Source organism: Paenibacillus sp. FSL A5-0031 (genome assembly GCF_001956295.1).
Lineage (GTDB): Bacteria > Bacillota > Bacilli > Paenibacillales > Paenibacillaceae > Pristimantibacillus.
In genome coordinates, this window is sequence record NZ_MRTD01000005.1 from 305,915 (window position 1) to 326,045 (window position 20,131).

Annotated in this window: 17 protein-coding genes; all 17 read left to right on the forward strand. The window is 45.2% G+C overall.

Annotated elements, in window-relative coordinates:
* Window positions 1-26 precede the first annotated feature (26 nt).
* Window positions 27-545 carry an RNA polymerase sigma factor gene (locus BK120_RS11695; RefSeq protein WP_076267663.1) on the forward strand — a complete coding sequence of 173 codons (519 nt, stop codon included), beginning with the start codon at window positions 27-29 and terminating at the stop codon, window positions 543-545.
* The gene (locus BK120_RS11700; protein ID WP_144376734.1) at window positions 538-1,863 is read left to right on the forward strand and encodes a DUF4179 domain-containing protein; all 1,326 of its coding nucleotides are present in this window, start codon (window positions 538-540) and stop codon (window positions 1,861-1,863) included. Before BK120_RS11695 ends, BK120_RS11700 begins: the two co-directional genes overlap by 8 nt.
* 271 nt (window positions 1,864-2,134) lie before the next feature.
* The gene (locus tag BK120_RS11705; RefSeq protein WP_076267665.1) at window positions 2,135-2,938 is read left to right on the forward strand and encodes a carbonic anhydrase; all 804 of its coding nucleotides are present in this window, start codon (window positions 2,135-2,137) and stop codon (window positions 2,936-2,938) included.
* Window positions 2,939-3,481: 543 nt separating this feature from the next.
* Entirely contained in the window at window positions 3,482-4,834 is a 1,353-nt protein-coding gene (locus BK120_RS11710; protein WP_076267761.1) for a lytic polysaccharide monooxygenase, read from the forward strand.
* Between the two features lie 442 nt (window positions 4,835-5,276).
* Entirely contained in the window at window positions 5,277-5,552 is a 276-nt protein-coding gene (locus BK120_RS11715) for an acyl carrier protein (protein WP_076267666.1), read from the forward strand.
* Complete coding sequence (locus BK120_RS11720) at window positions 5,539-7,014, forward strand: ATP-grasp domain-containing protein (RefSeq protein WP_076267667.1); 1,476 nt, start codon at window positions 5,539-5,541, stop codon at window positions 7,012-7,014. Before BK120_RS11715 ends, BK120_RS11720 begins: the two co-directional genes overlap by 14 nt.
* Before the next feature lie 22 nt (window positions 7,015-7,036).
* Window positions 7,037-8,143, forward strand: a complete 1,107-nt coding sequence (locus tag BK120_RS11725) for a glycosyltransferase family protein (protein WP_076267668.1) — start codon at window positions 7,037-7,039, stop codon at window positions 8,141-8,143.
* A complete protein-coding gene (locus BK120_RS11730; RefSeq protein ID WP_076267669.1) occupies window positions 8,115-9,290 on the forward strand; it encodes a radical SAM protein in 1,176 nt (391 codons plus the stop codon). Before BK120_RS11725 ends, BK120_RS11730 begins: the two co-directional genes overlap by 29 nt.
* A gap of 16 nt (window positions 9,291-9,306) precedes the next feature.
* Window positions 9,307-10,290, forward strand: a complete 984-nt coding sequence (locus tag BK120_RS11735) for an ABC transporter ATP-binding protein (protein ID WP_076267670.1) — start codon at window positions 9,307-9,309, stop codon at window positions 10,288-10,290.
* Window positions 10,287-11,096, forward strand: coding sequence for an ABC transporter permease (locus BK120_RS11740; RefSeq protein ID WP_076267671.1), 810 nt, complete (start codon window positions 10,287-10,289; stop codon window positions 11,094-11,096). The genes BK120_RS11735 and BK120_RS11740 overlap by 4 nt, the downstream gene beginning before the upstream one ends.
* 12 nt (window positions 11,097-11,108) lie before the next feature.
* Window positions 11,109-11,912: an ABC transporter permease gene (locus BK120_RS11745; RefSeq protein ID WP_076267672.1), complete on the forward strand. Its 804-nt coding sequence runs from the start codon at window positions 11,109-11,111 to the stop codon at window positions 11,910-11,912.
* Window positions 11,913-11,986: 74 nt separating this feature from the next.
* Window positions 11,987-13,012 carry a zinc-binding dehydrogenase gene (locus tag BK120_RS11750; protein WP_076267673.1) on the forward strand — a complete coding sequence of 342 codons (1,026 nt, stop codon included), beginning with the start codon at window positions 11,987-11,989 and terminating at the stop codon, window positions 13,010-13,012.
* 13 nt (window positions 13,013-13,025) lie between these two features.
* Window positions 13,026-14,690 (forward strand): glycoside hydrolase family 3 protein, encoded by a 1,665-nt coding sequence (locus tag BK120_RS11755; protein WP_256710859.1) that lies wholly within the window; start codon window positions 13,026-13,028, stop codon window positions 14,688-14,690.
* Window positions 14,650-15,726, forward strand: a complete 1,077-nt coding sequence (locus tag BK120_RS11760; protein ID WP_076267675.1) for a hypothetical protein — start codon at window positions 14,650-14,652, stop codon at window positions 15,724-15,726. The genes BK120_RS11755 and BK120_RS11760 overlap by 41 nt, the downstream gene beginning before the upstream one ends.
* Window positions 15,727-15,900: 174 nt before the next feature.
* The gene (locus BK120_RS11765) at window positions 15,901-16,335 is read left to right on the forward strand and encodes a MarR family winged helix-turn-helix transcriptional regulator (RefSeq protein ID WP_076267676.1); all 435 of its coding nucleotides are present in this window, start codon (window positions 15,901-15,903) and stop codon (window positions 16,333-16,335) included.
* 94 nt (window positions 16,336-16,429) lie between these two features.
* Window positions 16,430-18,193: an ABC transporter ATP-binding protein gene (locus tag BK120_RS11770; protein WP_076267677.1), complete on the forward strand. Its 1,764-nt coding sequence runs from the start codon at window positions 16,430-16,432 to the stop codon at window positions 18,191-18,193.
* Window positions 18,194-18,236: 43 nt separating this feature from the next.
* Window positions 18,237-19,973, forward strand: coding sequence for an ABC transporter ATP-binding protein (locus BK120_RS11775; RefSeq protein WP_083681904.1), 1,737 nt, complete (start codon window positions 18,237-18,239; stop codon window positions 19,971-19,973).
* Window positions 19,974-20,131 lie beyond the last annotated feature (158 nt).

A 20,131-nucleotide genomic window follows, 5' to 3' on the forward strand; every position in this document is an offset into this window, starting at 1 on the left:
AAGAAAAATAAAGAGGGTGGGTTTCGATTATTAGATTAGTAGAAAAAGCTCAAAAGGGTGACGATAAAGCCTTTTTAAAGCTATTCCAAAAATATGAACAAGATATATTTCGAATGGCTTATGTTTATGTCAAAAATAAAGATGATGCTTTGGATATCGTTCAAGAAGTGGCATATCGTTCATTTAAAAAGATAGATACATTAAAAAAACCAGAGTATTTTAAAACATGGTTAATTAAAATTTCCATTAGTTGTGCTATTGATTGTTTAAGAAAAAACAACAAGGTGGTTCAACTAAGACCAGAGCATGAGGAGTTAATTGATCCTTATGTTGAAATTATCCCTCTATCATTAACACTTGATCAATTATTGGATGAGTTAAATGAAGATGAAAAAAGTATTGTCATTTTAAAATTTTACGAAGACTATTCATTTAAAGAAATAGCCGAGATGTTAAATATTCCATTAGGGACGTCAAAATCAATATTATATCGTGCATTAGATAAGCTTCGTAAACAAGCTAAGGGGGTTGGGATTTGTGAGTAATATAGTAAAGCAAGAATTAGATAGAATCGAGATTCCAAAAGAATTACATGAGAGAGCGAAACTTGGGGTGAAAATGGCGAAATCTGAACATCCAAAAAGGAAATTTAAAAAGCGGTTAGTCTTTCCCGTGGTAGCTTCTTTATCTCTAGTTTTTTCGATTGGAGTAGGAGCAGCCACTATGCCAAGTTTTAATAATTTATTATCTATCGTTAGTCCACAAATTGCGTTAATGCTCCAACCTATCGAAATGAGTAGTGAAGATGATGGTATTAAGATGGAAGTAGTCGCTGCGATGAATGATGATGAAATGGCAGTTATATATGTGACTATGCAAGATCTTACAGGCAATAGAATAGATGAAACTCTTGATCTTTATGATGATTACTCATTTTCTGAAGGTCATATGTTTAATATTCAAATGGTAGGTTACGATGAAACCACTCATACTGCGACATTACGAATGCAAGCTAACGGTGGCGAGCGACTTAATAATAAAAAAATAAGTTTTCGACTCAACTCTTTCCTAAGTCATAAACAAACATTTGAAGAAGTGAAGGTTAATGCTAATCTTATGGAAGCAAAAAACAATACACCTCAAACGATATTATTAGATTTAAATAATAGTCCTGGTGGCGGTGGGGAGATTTTTGGAAAATTAAAGGAACAAGGGATAATACGGGTATTAAAGCCAGATGAAACCAAACTTTATCTTCCAGAAATAAAGTTTATGCATATATCTAATTTAGGTTTTATTGATAATCGACTTCACATCCAAACGAAATGGACCAGAGATGATATAGATAGTCATGGATATTTTTATTTTATTGATCCTTCAGGAAATAAGATACATACTTCCAATGTATCTTTTGGAATTGATGATTTAGGAAATACGAATTACGGGAACGAATATGTCGAATATATCTTTGACATCGATAATTTAAATATAAACGATCTAAAACTAATGGGGTATTTTGTATCTAATAACAATTACACAGTAGGCGACTGGAATACTATATTTAAAATGCGGTCGGTTAGTGAAGAGAAAAATGCAGCATTTTCCAAGGATTTTGGGACGTGGATGGCCAATCGTATGACCGTTTCACCATTAGGAGTAACCTTATACGGAATTGGTGAATTAAATAATTCTAGTGAAATTGCAGTAACTGCTAAAATGTATGACGGCACAGTTCAAACATTTGATTCTATGACTAGCTTTAGTGATAATGAGAAGGTTAAAGCGAAATTCATACCTACTTTGCCTTTAGATATTTCAAAGATTGAAGCCATCACTATCGACGGTGTGGAAATCGATTTTTAATGATTGGTGTAAGATAAAGAGTTTTTTAAAAAGTAGATGATAAACGGGAGAGTGGAGCAACTGCTGCGGCAGTTGCTCCATTATTTATATTTGCCAGTAATCATCATGACGAAAATATGAGTTTTATGTTCAAAATATTCAATACGCACAAAATATTTCTATTTATTTACAGTGCGCCAAGTTGTTGGTACTATACTGTAGGAGGTGTTCGAAGCAGCGTACCGTTATTTGTATCATTCAATCATAACTTATTAAGGAGATGAATTGATTTATGAGCACACGTTTGACTAAATTACTCACAAGCGCAGCTATGCTAGTTCTGCTAGCTTCAACTGTCGCTTATGCAGCACCAGCATCAAAATCCGAGAGCGAAGCACCGCATTGGAGCTATGAAGGCAGTACTGGACCGGAGCATTGGGCTCATCTTACAGCGGAATATGCGGCTTGCAGTGCTGGAGTGGAGCAATCACCAATCGATATCCATAGTGACGAAGCTAATAAAAACGGCAACAAAACGAAGGTGACCGTCCATTATAAACCAACCTCGTTTACCTTCGGCAATAGCGGACATACCATTCAAGCCAATACAGCTTCAGCTGCCAATCAGTTGACAATTGGCGATTCTAAGTACACATTGGCTCAATTTCATTTCCATACACCGAGTGAACATTTAATAGACGGAAAAGCATCCCCCTTGGAGCTGCACTTTGTACATAAGAACAAGACTGGAAATTTAGCTGTGCTAGGCGTACTTATTAAGGAGGGTAAAGGAAACCCGGCCTTGACTGAAATTTGGTCCAAGCTGCCAAAAACAAAGACTGCTGTTGATTTCGTTTTGAAAAACAAAATTGTTCTCAGCAAGCTGCTTCCTAGTGATCTGGACGCTTATCGCTACCAAGGATCACTGACGACTCCGCCTTGCTCCGAGGGCGTGAAGTGGACTGTTCTAGAGAAGCCTATCGAAATGTCGAAAGCTCAAATAAAAGCATTTCAAGCGATATTCCCTGATAATCATCGTCCTGTTCAACCCCAAAATAAGCGTACCATTGCTGAAATAGAAGTAAAAGCAATTTAACATAGGAGAACAATGCAAGTATCCTAATACGCTGCAATGGCGAAAACAAATTTAGGTCTTTAAACACAAAAAATGGTAATAAATACATCCTTGTGTCATAAGCTTAGGTCGTTGGGGTTGGGTGCAAGACCTATTTTGAGCGTAAAAAATATTAGTTCTAAAATAGCAGTGCAAAATAATAACGTTTACATTATGATTGATTCATAGAACATTCCTCAGCTACAATCCGATTTTAGGGCCATTCATCTCCACCACACTTCGGTACAAACATCCGGAAAGTTTTGGCTTTTTACCAAACCTCACACCTTCCCATGAATCCAAACCATACCCATTTTGCTTTCACTGCTCATTTTTTAATGCGTGTATAAGCTCTTAGGAGTTTATATAAATTCGGATTTTAAAGGAGTTGGTTGCTTAAAGTGAACCTATCTTTATAGACGTCGCAGCTATGATGAGAGGGGGGAAATGATACTGATATCCGCATGCTGTTAGGAAATGGATGGATTCTAAAACCAGACCAAAAACCTAGGAGGTAATGTGATGATGAATCAGATTCATAGGAGTTCGAGTTTGAAAAAGCGTGTGATGGTTGCTTGTCTTGTTCTGCTGCTCCTATTAACCAGTATGATTGCTTTGGTTAAGCCAGTTTCAGCTCATGGTTATATCGATAATCCTGCAAGTCGGGCGATACAATGTAAAAACGGACTGAATACGAACTGTGGTGCAATTATTTATGAACCGCAAAGCCTCGAAGGATTAAAAGGTTTTCCAGCAGCTGGACCTGCAGATGGTAAAATCGCCAGTGCCGGCCTTGCTGCCTTCGCAAATCTTGACCAACAAACAGCTACACGCTGGAATAAGGTCAATATTAGCAGCGGTACCAATACATTTACTTGGAAGTTTACAGCGCGTCATGCGACGACAAGTTATCGCTATTTTATTACCAAGCAAGATTGGAATCCGAATGCTCCGCTTTCACGTGCACAGCTTGATCTGACACCGTTCTGTACGGTACAGGGGAACGGTCAACAGCCACCTGCAACATTGTCCCATACCTGTAGTGTACCAGAGAGAACTGGTTATCAAATCATCCTTGCCGTATGGGATATTTATGATACGCCAAACGCTTGGTATAACGTAATTGATGTTCAGTTTGGCGCTTCAGACAACGTTGCCCCAACTACTCCAACGAACCTTACAGCAGGTACAGTCGGGACAACAACAGCTTCACTATCATGGGGAGCTTCAACGGACAATAATGGTGTCTCAGGTTATGAGATTTATTCCGGCTCTAACACCTCGCCAATAGCTACCGTTCCGGGAAATCAATTAAATGTCAACCTGACCAATTTGATTGCCGGAACCACCTATAACTTAACCGTCAAAGCGTTTGATTCCTCCGGTAATCGATCTCCAGCCAGCAATAGCGTACAAATAACGACGGTTCAGATCCCGAACGATACGACTCCACCAACTAATCCGTCTGGACTTCATGTCATGGGAGCGGCTGGCTCAAACTCACTTACATTGATGTGGAACGCCTCAACGGATGCTTCTGGCATCGCTGGTTACCGCATTTATGTCGGTTCAAATGTCGTTGCAACCGTAACGGGCACAGCTACTGAGAAGCTCGTTACCGGTCTTACTCCTAATACTTCCTATACGTTCACGGTTCGTGCTATTGATCCATCTCAAAACGAATCCGGCAACAGCAACGCAGTTACCGCTACGACGGCTCAAGGACCAAGCGCTACACCATGGGCTGCTAACACGGCATATGCAGCGAATGCTCTAGTCTCATACAATGGTGCGACGTATAAATGTATCCAACCGCACACTTCGTTAGCAGGCTGGGAGCCTAGCAACGTTCCCGCGTTGTGGCAGCTACAGCTATAAACGAATTAAGCCCTCGGAGTTGAATGGGAGCTCCGGGGGGATTTTTTGTTTTAGATGAAAATAGTACAAAAAACTAAAAATAGTTGCAATAAAATAATGTTTAGATAAGTTTTTTGAATTTTAGGTTAAAAAGTCCTAAATGTGTGGTCGGTTTTGAGTATAATCAATCAATATTGATGTATGAATTTGTCGTATTCCAATGTCAAGGTTCAAAATCAGATGATTCTTGCTACCTATTCGAAGGGTGTTCACGAAATTATATAGAAAAATAGTGTAAATGATCTACTCTGTTTTCGTTGACAGATTCTTGCTAGAGCATGATAATAATTGTAATTTATAGGAATTGGAGGGATGAAAAAGAATTAGTTTTTATTTGGTTGGAATTTGTGAAAGTGAGGATTCGGATGGTCCTCATACATTTAACCTTTAAAGGAGTGTAGTAATGTTCGATAAAATCGCTGATATTTTGTGCACGATCAAAGAAGACCAGCCGGAACTCCGCCATTCCCTCTCCCCTGAAACGAATCTGAACAATGATATTGGCCTTGATTCTTTGCAAATGATCCAATTTATGCTCCAAGTCGAGGATCAGTTGAATGTGGCCATTGACTATGACGAATTCGATTATGAGCATCTCCAGTCGATCGGAGCTTTTATTCAGTTTGTGAAAAGCTGCCAGCCGCAAGGCCAGCCGTTGTACGAAGATGCTAAGTCGTAAAGCCGACGTGATTGTGAAAATGGTTATGGGTACCTTCGACCCCGAAACGAGGTGGAGAGATCCTGATCTGGCCCGGCTGCCTGCTATGCCGGACAAGGATAGTGAGTCCATTGTGCTGTGCATGGATGAGCTGCTCTTTCCGTTTTGCGGGCCTAATGATATCCTCTATAGCCGTTGCAAAATCAACCCAGCACTGCATGAGTATTTAAATAAGCTAGGTTTTTCGTTTGGAACTCGCTATCACTATGATTTGAATGATGAGAAGGATCCCTTGCCCGAACCGGACTTATTCAAATCTTGCATGTTCAGACTTGCGGCCGATCAAGCAAGGCTCAACAAACCGGCAAATAAAGTGCTTCAGACAACCGGTTCCGTTTTCCCCGAGGGTGTGGTTTTGCAGCAGATGAAATCACAGGGTGAAGAGGTGTTCTCACGCGGTGCTAAAATGGTGTCCCCGTACGCCATAACATCGGATACGGAAGCATACCTGCACGCGGTTGAATCTAGCGGTTCTCTGCCAGATCTAAAGACGGTTGTACGTGTGAACTCAAAGCTGTACTCCAACGAGCTTTTGGCTAGAATAGGCGAGAAGTGTTACGGCATGGAGGCGAACAGTGCAGCAGAAATAGAGACGATCGGAAGTGCTCTATTGAAGCAGGGGCACTATTTATTGAAAGATCCCTTCGGCGTTGCTGGCAAAGGCAATATGCTCATTGACAGCGAATCCATGCAACGAAGAATAACGGATCACTTGCATAAACAGGAGGAAAGAGGTTTGCGCTCTCAATTCCTTCTTGAGCCGTTGCTAAAGAAAAAGACCGACTTCAGCTCTCACTGGTTCATCAAGGAGAGTGGCGAGGCGGCGTTCATTTCAGTTCAGCGGATGATTAATCACCAGCAAAACTACAGCGGGTCTATCAAAGCGGATGAAGTTTTTATCAGCATGTTGGAGAACGCTGGCTATTTCAACGTGATGGAGAAGGCGCTCCGGCTGCTGGCGGGAGACGGCTACCACGGCTTTGTCTGCTTTGACTCCATGATATTGGAGGACGAAAAAGTCGTATCGATTGTAGAAATTAACGCCCGCAAGTCCATGGGTCTTATTAACGCGTATCTCGATCGATGTTGGGAAACGTACGGACATAGCGGCTGGCTTACGTTTTTATCCCTCGGATTACCGGAAGGCTTCGAGTTTGGCACTCTACTGCACGCATTGCACGCATCTGAACTTCTGTTGACAACCCCCTCAGGGTACGGGGTTGTTCCTCTATCATCCAATACCGTAATGATAAATGAGATTCTGACTCGCCGCCGAATGGCGGAGGGAACGCAGAACAAACGAGGCATGCCGAAAGGACGGCTTTATGTCTCGGTCGTAGGCCGAGATGATGAACACCGCAGCGAACTGATTAACAGCTTGCGACAGGTGCTCGCAGACTTATCCGTTAAAGTGTACAACTAAATTTGGAACGCGGGAGCTGAGCATGAATTCATCTTCAGTTATTTTGCTGGCGTCGGGTAATTCGCTCGGCGCGTACATTCCGGCTATGCATCTGCATACGTACCTGCAAAGCATAGGAGTCGAAACGGATATTTACGTTCTGGAGAGCTTGTATGACGAAAAAGTGCGAAGCAAGATCAGATCCACCAAAAAAGCATTTCATGCGGATTTCGCCGTTGCTCTTATGGGGCATAAGCTGGCCAAACCCGTTGACAATTCCTTGGACGAGGAAGAGGTTCAAATACTGCTGAACGCTTGGAAACAGGCCGATGTCACCCGTTTTGCGGTGTTTACGGGTTTCTGGCTGCCTATACTGGAGCGTTACAAGGCAGATTCTAACAAGCAATTGGACATCCGGCTGATCCGACTGGATGCGTGGGATACCCCATCGTTTAAGGTGCATAAGCAGTTGTACCCCGTCTATAAGAACGTTTGGTTTTACGAGCTTCAAAAAATGTCTCCGGGCAGTTACATTGCTTCAGACGAAGCGGAGCCTTTGCCTTTCTGGCACCGCGCCGGACGCATTCTGATTCATGGCGGTGGCTGGGGAATCGGCACCTACGCCAAGACGATCTCAGAGCTTCGAATGCTCGGACACCGTCTGGATGTCATTGTTTACGATCCTTCAGAGGTGGAGGAGGACGACGGGACCATGCGATATTTTGGGATGGAGGTCTCCTGGGACCCGTGGAGCAGGGACAAACAAGGGAGACATTCTTTCCCGCCTATGATTCAGTATATCCGTGAAAACGGAATTCTCAGGGAGTATCCCCTCAAGGATTACTCAGCTTACACCGATCTGATGCGCAATTGCTGGGCGATCATCAGTAAGCCAGGGGGAGCGACTTTGAACGACTCGTTGTCGCTTGGAATCCCTTTTGTCATGTTGGAGCCGTTCGGCGACCATGAGCTTCATAATTCAACCTATTGGGAATCATGTGGACTCGGAATCCGCTTTACGGAGTGGAAAACTCAACGTTTTTCGGAGCATTTGCTCGAGGAGACTTGCAGACGATTGTTAGAGCAGCGGTCAAAAATTAACCATTTCGGGAGGATCACCTATGCAGCCGAAAACAGCAGTTACGTTTGACCAAATCACGTTTCGTAATATGAAAAGAACGCTGGTTCCGCTGGCGGAAACCGGAAGGAAGCGCAGAGATGATCCAACTTATGCAGCCCCTGTGCCTTATGAGATAGGAATCAAGCTTAATAATGGCTGCAACCTACGCTGCACACACTGCTTTGAGTGGAATCCGGATGGCTTTCATCACGGTTTTGCCAAAGAAGTGAAGAAAGATGAAATCGATATTCCCGTCGTGGAGAAGATTTTGGCTGAAACAAGAGCACGCAAATCACGTGTTTTCCTGTGGGGCGGCGAACCGTTATTTTACTCCAAATTCGATGAGCTGGCAGAGCTGCTATCCAAAGAAGAGCGGTACACGACGATTTGCACGAATGCGATTCTCATTGAGCAGAAGCTGGATTCCATTTTGAAAATGTCAGAAAATCTGGTTATGCTGGTCAGCCTTGAAGGCTTCGAGAAGGAAAATGACGCAATCCGAGGTAAAGGCACGTTTAAAAAAGTAATCCATGCAATCCAGTTGCTGCTAGATCTGAAAAAGCAGGGTATATATAAAGGCAAGGTTTCTGTGGCGTTGACGGTTAACGACCAGATGGTCGGCAAGCTTTACAGCTTTATGGAATTTTTTGAAGAGATGGGCGTAGATTCTGTCTATTTCTGCTTCCCCTGGTATATCCCTTCTGATACGGCGGATAGAATGGACACTTACTTCGATGCTCATTTCCCGCACCTTGCCTCCCGCTTTGCAGACGCTCACAAGAACAGTTGGCACTCCTTCACGTTTCACATCTCGCCAGACAATTTTGATATTTTGCTCGAAGAGCTTAAACGCGTAAATTCTCGAATTTGGAATGTGCGTGTCCGTTATCAGCCTGCACTGGAGCCCGAAGAGGTGGAAGGATTTATTCGGGGCAGCGAGAAACCGGCTATGAATCGTACGAAGTGCTTTTCGATCTCGAATCGGATGGATGTGATGCCGGACGGCAAAGTGAATCCATGCAAATTTTTCCCGGAATTCAGCGTCGGCAATTTGTATGAAGAAAGTGTAGCCGATGTTTTTCACGGTGAAGATCTTCGTAAACAGCGCGAAATTGTTGCCTGCGGTTTAATGCCGATATGCTCTAAGTGTGTGCTGCTGTACAACAATGGAGTTTAAGCCAGGAGGAACGGGGATGGACTATATCCGTGTGCGGGAGCTGCACAAATCGTTCGTGTACTACCGGAAAGCAGCGGGGCTTAAAAATTCGTTGAAAAATTTATTTGCTCGCAAGTCGCTGGTGAAGGAAGCGGTCAAATCTCTTTCTTTTGACATAGGCCCCGGCGAATGCGTCGGATTTCTCGGACCTAACGGGGCGGGTAAAACAACAACGCTCAAAATGCTGTCTGGCATTCTTTATCCGACAGGCGGAGAAGCCGATGTGTTTGGTTATGTGCCATGGGAGCGGAAGAATGAGTTCAAACGGCTTTTTTCCATTGTGATGGGGCAGAAAAATCAGCTCTGGTGGGACCTTCCAGCTAGTGAATCGATTTATTTGAACAAATGCATTTATGACGTCGAGGATGCTCTCTACCATCGGAGTCTTGCTGAGCTATCGGAAATGCTAGATGTGCAGGATCTTCTGAACGTGCAGGTGCGCAGGTTGTCGCTGGGCGAACGGATGAAAATGGAGCTGATCGCCGCACTTATCCACCGCCCTAGCCTGCTTTATCTCGATGAACCGACGATCGGGCTTGATTTCCCCTCCCAGAAGAAGGTTAGAGAGTTTCTGAAATACTACAATGAGCAGTTTGCTGCGACGATTTTGCTTACGAGCCATTACATGAAGGATGTGGAGGACCTCTGCAAGCGGACGATCATTATTAATGAAGGAAGCCTTCTGTACGATGGCGATCTTCACAAGATCAACGATCTGTTTGGCGAGCAGAAAATTGTAAGGCTGCACTTCTCCGAACCTGTTGCCCAGCAGCGGCTGGCCAAATTCGGGAAAATGGTAAGCGGAGACGAATACAACGTTGTTCTAGAGCTGCCGAAGCATCGCTTGAAGGAAGTGTCGCGCGCCTTGCTTGATTCGCTTCCAATCATCGACTGGACGATAGAAGACGTACCGATCGAGGAGAGCATTTCCATGCTCTATCGCAAGGAAGCCGTAGGATGAACAGACGCAGATTGTACATGGCAGTTTTTAGGGTAGGCGTCCAGCATTCGATGGAATACCGATTTCACTTCTTTCTTGGTCTTCTTGGGGCTGCTTTTCCGATTCTCGTTCAATATTTTATTTGGACGGCGGTGTACGAACATTCCGGCAAGGCGGCGTTGTTCTCGTATTCGTATGGTCAAATTATTTTGTATACGATCTTGGCAGGGCTGGTGTCCAAGCTGATTGCTACCCAGTTTGAGCACCAGATTGCCGACGATATTAAGAATGGCGGTCTTAACAAATATTTGATTAAGCCAGTCAGCTACTTCGGATACCGGCTGATGTCCTTTTTCGGTCAAAAGGCGATCTATTACGGTATTACTGCAATTTTGCTGATTTGTATTATCTGGATTTCAGCCGCTAGGGAAGTGCTAGATATCCAATTCGTTCGTATAATCTTGTTCGCTGTGACGCTCTGGGGTGCGCTTCTGCTCAACTTTTTGATCGCCTACTGCATTTGCGCCAGCGCGTTTTATTTGCATGAAATCTCATACTTTTTTGTGATTACAAGTTTGCTAGTCAATATTTTGAGCGGTGGCATGTTCCCCTTGGAAATTTTCGGGGAATCGGTTGTAAAGGCGCTTCAATATACTCCTTTTCCGTATACCATTTATTTTCCGGTGAATGTTCTGAGCGGTAAAACAGGGACGATGGCTATGTATCAGGGGCTGTTTATTCAGGGTGGATGGATATTGCTCTTCTTGTTCATTTCCCGTCTGACGTGGCGCGTATCCATAAAGAAATATTCGGCGGTTGGGGGGTAGCAGACGTTCCATATGTTTAAAATTGCGAGAAAATATTTGCGCCTGTACGGTATGTTCATCAAAAATTGTCTCATCGCTCAGATGGAGTTTCGGGGCAATTTTGTGATGAGCCTGCTTGTCGAATCTGTCTATCTGCTTGCCAAGCTTTTGTATGTGCTTGTCGTGTTCCGCACTGATCTGCATGTAGAAGGCATACCGCCCGAAGGGCTGCTTCTATTTATAGGCATGCACACCGTCGTTACGGGAATGTATGTCGGGTTGTTTTTTACAAATTTCATGAAAATTCCTGAGTATATTAAAGACGGCTCGCTTGATTTGATGATTACGAAGCCCGTTTCCCTGCAGTTCATGGCATCATTGCGATACGTCGATCTGGCGCTGCCAATTCCCGATATTTTGGTCGGTTTCACTATGATCGGTATCGGCTGGCATGCGATGGATATTCCGTTGTCATTCGTTCAACTTGCGGGATTTGCCTTAATGCTGCTGGTCTCCGTTGTCATCACGTATTGTCTAATGATTATCCCAGCGCTGCTTTCATTCTGGTTCGTCCAGACGGGGGCTATGTCGGAGATCGCCCATTCCGCTTGGGATGCCAACAATTTCCCTATGGCTATTTATCCTGTTTGGGTTCGCAGAATCGGGACCTTCGTTATTCCGCTGTTCCTTATTACTAATTTCGGACCGATGTTCTTGCTTGGACAGCTCAGCTGGTTATATGCAGGAATGGCGCTGATCGGATCGCTCCTGCTCTTCGCAGCTGTACGGCTGCTTTGGAAACAGGCTGTGAGGGGATATAGCAGCGCGAGCAGTTAAGATGGTTTTGCGATCATATGGAAATTACAAATATAAGATCTATATCCCATGCCTAGAAAAGGAAGTGTCATCGCATGCCGGACATGGCGACAACGCAAGGCCGTACCTCGATAAATTGCGTTTTTCAGGAGCCAGATCGAATTGAGCTTATAGAGGAACAGGTGCCGAAGCCAGGAAGAGGACAAATTTTATGTGCAGCCAAAAAATCACTAATAAGTACAGGAACGGAGCTGGCTTGTCTAAAGGGGCGTTTCGATGAAGGAACGGTCTGGTCCTCTTGGGTTCGGTACCCATTCTATCCTGGTTACTCGATGGCAGCTGAGGTGCTGGAGACAGGCATTGGAGTGGAGGGAATAAAGCCCGGCGATCGGGTCATCTGCCCGGCTGGTCACCGACAATATTTCCTCGCAGACTATAAGGAAGCGGCAATTATACCAGATTCAATCCGTGACGAAGAGGCGGTTTTTACGCAGATCGCGAAGGTTGCTCTTCTAGGGATTCTGCGCGCAGAACCCGCTTTTGGAGAAAGAGTGGGAGTTGTTGGACTCGGTCTTATCGGCCAGCTTGTCATTCAGTATCTGAATTCCAGTGGTGCAAGGCAGATTATTGCGATTGCTCCGGAAAGCTCCCGCCTGAACCAAGCCCACAGAAGCGGTGCGACCGATCTGCTGAATCTTACGGTAGCCGAAGCGTTCGGAGGCGTAGAACAACTTACTGATGGCAAAATGCTGGACACGATATATGATGTGACGGGTTCTTACGCGGTACTGCCCTACTGTACGCAGCTGACACGGGAGCTCGGCAAAGTCATTTTGCTAGGTGACTCGACAGAACCTTCAAAACAGACGATCGGGCCAAAAGTCGTTTTTAATTCGGTCAGCATATTAGGCATTCACGGCCGAATGATGGAAGGTTTTAAAGGCTGGACTGAGGAGGATATGAACATGTTCATATTCGAATCTATCCGTCGTGGGAAACTAGACGTCGCAAGTCTCATAACGGAAGAAGCAAGCCCGCTCGAAGCTGTATCGGTTTATTCACGGCTCTCCGGGAGTAAGCCTGATTTGTTAGGCGTTTTATTCGATTGGACGCAATTGTAATGTCAGAGGAGGAATGCAGGTGAGAGCTTGTAGCCAGCTTACGATGAAAGAGAAAATTGGGCAGATGCTTATGGTAGGCTTCGAGGGACTTACGCCAGATGCGAATATTGGCAACCTCTTGCAAAACCATTTCATCGGGGGAGTCGTGTTCTTTTCCCGTAATTTGGACAACCCTGAGCAGGCATTTGCTTTAACGAAGAAACTCCAACAAACGGCTGCGGGTGCAACAGGCATACCGCTATGGATCGGAACAGATCAGGAAGGTGGCATGGTCGTTCGATTAAGACAGGGAATTGCACAGCTGCCTGCGGCGATGGCTTTGGGAGCGGCACGTGATCCTTTGCTGCTCTATGAAGCTGCAAAGGGAACGGCAATGGAGCTGAAGTTGCTGGGCATCAATATGAATTTCGCACCGGTGGTCGATATTAACGTCAATCCGCGAAATCCGATTATTGATGTCCGGGCATACGGCGACGAAGCTGAACTTGTCGCTGAGCTTGGGATCGCCGCAATGCTTGGCTTTCAGGATGGCGGCATTGTCTCTGTTATTAAGCATTTTCCAGGGCATGGCGACACGGAGGTAGATTCACACGCTGAGCTGCCGGTCGTAAGGCATTCACTTGATCGTCTGCGGTCTGTCGAGCTCGTACCGTTTCGGCGCTGTGCGCGGGCTGGGGCCGAAGCCGTAATGACTGCCCATGTCGGGATTCCATTGCTAAGCGGCGGTTTGTCTGTTCCAGCCACACATTCTCATGAAGTATTGACAGGTCTGCTCCGGGAAGAGCTGGATTTTAAGGGGCTTATCGTGACGGATTGCATGGAGATGAACGCTGTAACGCAAGGCATTGGCGTCGGGGAGGCAGTCGTAAGAGCCGTACTTGCTGGAGCAGATCTTCTTCTCGTCAGCCATACGTACGAAAGCCAGCTGGAGGCGGCAGCTGCACTGGAACATGCGGTAGCAGACGGGCGTCTATCTGAAGCTCGGATTGATGCTTCCGTGGAGCGCATTCTTCTCCTGAAGGAGCTCCGCATCGGAGCGCTGCGAGAACGCAGCTGGGAAGAAACGCGGACCTATCTCGATCATTCGCAAACCCTTCGGACGATCAAGCTGCTTCGCGAGAAAAGCATCACCTCGGTGAACCGTGAACCGAATTTTTGCCAGTTGTCTTCCGAAGTCGACACGCTTGTGCTTTGGCCGCAGATGGCGGCTGCTTGCAAGTCTGAGGACGAACCGATATACGATGATACCCTCGGCAGCTTTCTAAATCCTTTGATGAAAGCAAAGTTTATGGAGCGGTTGTATGGGACTGGTCCTAGTACGGATGAGATTGCGGACTTGGTCTCCGAAGCGGAAGGATATGGGCAGATCATCGTGGGAATATTCCATACGGCTTCTAATCACGGGCAGACCGTTTTGGTTCGCAAGCTTTTGGCAGGAGGGAACAAAGTCATTCCGATCTCCCTTCGCAACCCCGTTGATCTCGCGGCATTTCCAGAAGCTAAAGGTTTCCTAGCCTGTTATGAGCATCATCCGCTAACATTGCAGGCCCTTTCAAGCGTTTTACTGGGCAAGCTTGAGCCTGAAGGAACTTTACCAGTTACGCTTCCCGATTACTCATTAGAAGGAGGCGAATCATATGAACGCGGTACAGCTTCCCGTGTTGAATCCGCCACTTAAAGGGTTTTTACGATGGGCTTACACCCTTTCAATCACCAGCGTCCACGAAGAAACGATCCCTTGGTATTACAGCAATTTTATCCAGTTATCCTGTACCACAAAATTTCTGGAGGACGGCAGGCAATATTTTATCGATTTTTTTCGGGGCAAGCCAAACGAGTTGAATTTCAATAATCCGTTTCTTCTAACATGCTCTGTGAATTATACGATTCTAGACAATTTGGCATTGGATGACTGGCCGAAATTTTTCGCGGATCAGATCCGCAGCGGCTATTATTGCATCGTGTTTGTGGACGAAGCCAAGCTGTCACCGGCAGCTTCTTATCAGAAGGAGCCGTTCCCTCATCATCTTTTTCTGTACGGTTTTGACTGGGAGGAAAATAGGTTCGATGCTTCCATGTTCGATCATACAGGGGTGTACCGTAATGTGAAGATCCCATTCCAAGAATTTCAGGATGCTGCAGGTTCTATGCGAAAGCTTTTGAAGGAGAAACTCACGTCTGATCATCATACGTATTTTTATAAATACGCACCGCATTCTGCCTATCCATTTGATAAAACGGCTGCGATCGACCAACTGCTCGATTATGTTAATGGAGAGACTCATTTAAACCGAATTAATTACAATCCAGACGAGGAAGCTTTCGGAATCAAGGTATATGACTATCTGCAAATGTACTTTGATGCTGTAGAGCAAAACGATTCTAGGCTCGGTGACCGCAACGATGCGAGACATCTTCACGTTCTCTGGGAACACAAAAAAATGATGAGCGAGCGAATCGGATATCTTGTAGAAGAGGGGATAATCCCTTATGACGAAGAGCTTGTAGAAGGCTACAAAGATATCACAAAACGGGCGATGAAGCTGAGAGATCAATACATTCGCCATGTTATTCGCGAAGATAAGGAAGTATTTAAACGGTTGAAGCTCCGCTTTGACCAATTCCGAGAAGAAGAGCCTGTTCTTTTGCGTAAATTAATTAAAATTCTAGAAGAGCCATCGAAATCGGATAAGATTTATGTAGAAAGTAGATAGCTATCTAAAATGCGATAAGGATGAGCTAGTAGGAGGGAGCTGCCGCGAGGACAGCTCCTCTTTGATGTTCATTGTGGTTAAAAGCTTTTAATGTATAATTAATGTTAGTTGACTAACAATAATTGTGATAAAATAGAGAAAAGAGCTGGAGATGATAGGTAAAGGGGGGCGAAAATGAACAAGGATCGATCGGTTGCGCTCGAACTTAGAACGCTAAGAAATATGCTGCATAGACAGGTAAGCGGGTTTATGAGTCAAAAATATGGCGATCAATTGACTGGCATGCATGGATGGGTGCTGAGGTACTTTGTTGAGAACCAGCACAAGGAGATTTTTCAACGCGATTTCGAGAGCCAGTTCACGATTCGGCGTTCGACCGCGAGTAAGATTTTGCAATTGATGGAGAAAAATAATCTCATAACGAGAGAGTCTGTTCCTTATGATGCAAGACTAAAGAGGATTATTCTCACGCCAAAAGCTATTGAATACCATGAAGCCATTATTTTAAAATACGTTGAATTGGAGCGTGAAATTAAGAAGGGTCTATCGCAAGAGGAGATGGATACTTTTTTTAATGTGCTCGATAAAATCAAAAAGAATTTGGAGTAGTCGTCGAAGTTGTTAGAGCGGCTTTTATTATTGTAATATAGTTAGTAGGCTTACAGTTCTATGGCTAACAACATGGAGAAGGAGCGTTTGATAAATGCTTAAGATTTTGAAGTATTTCAATCCCAAAAATGTTTGGTTTATCGTCATCAGTACTGCATTTATCGTGTTCCAGGTATGGCTCGATCTCAAGCTTCCCGATTATTTGGCAGAAATCACAAAGCTGGTGCAGACGGAAGGCAGCTCCTTAAACGAGGTATGGGAGCCAGGCGCCTATATGATGCTGTGTGCCATTGGAAGCTTAATTGCATCCTTCATCGTTGTTTATTTGGTGGCGAAGAGCGCTGCTTCGCTCGCTAAGAGGCTTAGAAGCCTGCTCTTCGACAAGGTTGAATCATTCTCAATGGCCGAGATGAATCAATTTTCAACAGCAAGCCTCATTACGCGTTCCACGAACGATATTACGCAAGTACAAACGATCGTGGCGATGGGGCTGCAGGTCATGATTAAAGCGCCTATTCTGGCAGGCTGGGCAATTGTGAAAATTTCAAGCAAGAGCTGGCAATGGACGCTCTCGTCCGGTATTTCGGTTGCACTGCTTCTTCTCATGATCGCGATCGTTATTTTGTTCGCCATGCCGAAGTTCAGAATGATTCAAGGACTAACGGATCAACTGAACCGAGTAACGAGAGAAGGGCTTCAAGGCCTGCGTGTCATTCGTGCTTATAATGCTGGACCGAGCCAAGAAGCGAAGTTCGAGTACGCAAATCGGGAGTTGACTGATGCGAATCTGTTCACAAGCCGATTAATGGCATTAATGATGCCGGTCATGAGTCTAATCATGAGCGGATTAAGCTTGGCGATTTATTGGATCGGTGCGTATCTGATTAATGGAGCGGATACAGCAGCTAGATTAGGCTTGTTCAGCGACATGGTCATTTTCTCGTCCTATGCCATGCAGATTGTCATGGCCTTTATGATGCTGTCGATGGTTTTCTTCATGCTGCCGCGGGCGTCGGTTGCTGCCAAGCGTGTCATGGAAGTATTAAATACAGAACCAAGCATCAAGGATGGCAGTTCGAAATCAACTAATGCAGCGAAAGCAGGAGAAATTGAATTCCGGAATGTTAGCTTCAAATATGCGGATTCGGATGAATATGTACTTAGAGATATCAGCTTCGTTGCACGCAGGGGAGAGACGGTTGCGTTTATCGGCTCCACGGGTAGCGGCAAGAGTACAATGATGAACTTAATTCCGAGATTTTACGATGTGACGGACGGCGAAGTGCTTGTTGCGGGAATGAATGTGAAGGATTACTCACTGAAAGATCTGCATAACAAGCTTGGTTATGTTCCTCAGAAAGCCGTATTGTTCAGCGGAACAGTGACGTCCAACGTCGCTTATGGTGATAATGGGCATGTGGCTGGCTCGGCGGACGATGTGAAGAAAGCGGTAGCGATCGCTAAGGGGCAAGAATTTGTCGAGAAGCTGGAAGGCGGGTATGAGGGCACGATCTCGCAAGGCGGCTCTAATTTGTCCGGCGGACAGAAGCAGCGGTTATCCATCGCTAGGGCAATCCACCGTAAGCCTGACATTTACATTTTTGACGACTCCTTCTCTGCGCTTGATTACAAGACCGACCGCGAGCTGCGTTCCATGTTGAATCAAGAAACAGCTGGAGCTACCAACCTGATTGTGGGGCAGCGAATCGGAACGATCAAGGAAGCCGATCTCATACTCGTTCTCGACGAAGGCAAAATTGTAGGAAGAGGCACGCATCAAGAGCTGCTTCAAACCTGCGAGGTATATCGTCAGATCGCGAACTCTCAGTTATCGAAGGAGGAGCTTGAAATTGGCTAAACAACAGGTTGCTACCAAGCAAAACATCGATTTCAAAGGCACAATGGGCAAGCTTGTCGCCTATTGCAAGCCGTACATTCCTCTTATTGTCGTGGCTCTGCTGCTGTCCGTGGTCGGCACGATATTTACGATTGTCGGGCCAAGCAAGCTGAAAGATATGACGGATCATATTACCAAAGGGTTAATGGGCGAAATTGACATGGACGCGATTAGCAGCATTGGTATATTGCTTGCTGTTCTATATGGATTAAGCGTCATCTTCTCGTTCTTCCAAGGCTATATTATGGCTACGGTAACCCAGAAGGTATCAAAAAGCTTGCGTACGCGCATTTCCCAGAAGATCAATAAGCTTCCGCTCAAATATTTTGATTCCACGAGCAACGGCGACGTGCTGAGCCGCGTCACGAACGACATCGATACGATCGGACAAACGATGAATCAAAGCGTCGGGATGCTGGTTACTTCCGTTACGATGCTGGTCGGCTCCTTGGTCATGATGTTCTATACGAACGTATGGATGACGTTGACGGCGATCATTTCGACGTTTCTAGGATTTGCCTTTATGACCGTGATGATCAAAAAATCACAAACGCATTTCGTCCACCAGCAGGCGAATCTTGGTGCGATGAATGGCCATGTCGAAGAAATATACTCAGGCTACGATGTGGTTAAGGTCTATAATGGAGAGCGGAAGGCGAAAGAAACTTTTAATCAAATAAACGATAAATTATATGAAAGCTCATGGAAGTCGCAGTTTCTATCCGGCTTGACGATGCCGCTCATGATGTTTGTCGGAAACTTCGGTTATGTGTCGGTTTGTATTGTCGGCGGAGCATTAGCGATGAATGGTCATATTTCGTTTGGTGTTATCGTTGCATTCATGCTTTATGTTCGTTTGTTTACGCAGCCCTTGGGGCAAATTGCACAGGCCGCAACAAGTCTGCAGTCGACTGCAGCTGCAGCCGCGCGCGTTTTTGAATTTTTGGAAGAGAAAGAGCTTGAGGACGAGAACCATAAATCGAAGGTGCTTAAGGATGTTAAGGGGCAGGTCGAATTCCGGAACGTTTCCTTCGGATATGATCCGAATAAGCTCATCATTCACGATTTCTCAGCCCGTGCTTTGCCTGGTCAGAAGATCGCCATCGTTGGACCGACGGGTGCAGGGAAGACGACGATCGTCAATTTGCTGATGCGATTCTATGAGCTGAATGGCGGGGAAATCGCTATCGATGGCGTTCCGATCCATGAGCTTCCTCGGGAAAATGTTCATGAACAATTCTGTATGGTGCTTCAGGATACATGGCTGTTCGAGGGAACGATCAAAGAAAATATCGTTTTCAACAAGCAAGGGGTTACCGATGCTGATGTGAAGGCCGTCTGCAAGGCTGTCGGTATTGATCATTTTATCCGAACCTTAACGAATGGCTACGATACGGTATTGAACGAGCAAGTGAACCTTTCCGCAGGTCAGAAACAGCTCATCACGATTGCAAGAGCGCTCATTGCGAACGCCCCTCTGCTCATCCTCGACGAGGCAACAAGCTCTGTCGATACTAGAACGGAGCTTCTCATTCAGGAAGCGATGGACCGGTTGATGGCAGGACGAACTTCTTTTGTTATCGCGCACAGGTTGTCTACGATCAAGAATGCCGATATTATTCTCGTCATGAAGGACGGCGATATTATCGAAAGCGGCAATCATTACGAGCTTCTTGCGGCAAACGGCTTCTATGCTGAATTGTACAATAGCCAGTTTGAGACTGCGGAAGCGGCTTTGTAAAGGGGCATGTACTCCAAAAAAACTAAAAATCGTGGAATAGTCGTCAATCCATAGTGTAGAACTTAGAGAGGCGCTGGGGCAAGTACGATGAATTAATTCCGCGGAAATAGAAAACCCGATCGAATGAGATCGGGTTTTTTTGTATTTCCTACTCGCTT